Consider the following 357-nt stretch of genomic DNA (forward strand, 5'->3'; position numbering starts at 1 on the left):
CACTTATGTTGGTGCCGATTATGTTGTGATTGCTACTCCGACTGATTATGATACGGAAACCAATTACTTTAATACCTCATCTGTTGAATCAGTTATTCGAGACGTTCTTGAAATTAACCCCAGCGCCATGATGATTATTAAGTCTACGGTACCTGTTGGCTTTACCAAACGCGTTCGTAGCGAGTTTGATACAGACAATATCGTTTTCTCTCCTGAGTTTCTTCGAGAAGGGAAGGCGCTACATGACAACCTATACCCATCACGAATTATTGTTGGCTCACAAAGTGAACTGGCAAAGACATTTGCAGCGTTGCTCGCTCAAGGAGCAGTCAAGGAAGATATCGATACGCTATTTAT

General features: G+C 42.0%; 1 pseudogene. It reads left to right on the top strand.

Going from position 1 to position 357, the window contains the following annotated elements:
- A pseudogene (locus A3763_RS05745) lies at positions 1-357 on the top strand (UDP-glucose 6-dehydrogenase); the annotation flags it as partial.

The sequence above is a fragment of the Oleiphilus sp. HI0128 genome (assembly GCF_001635365.1).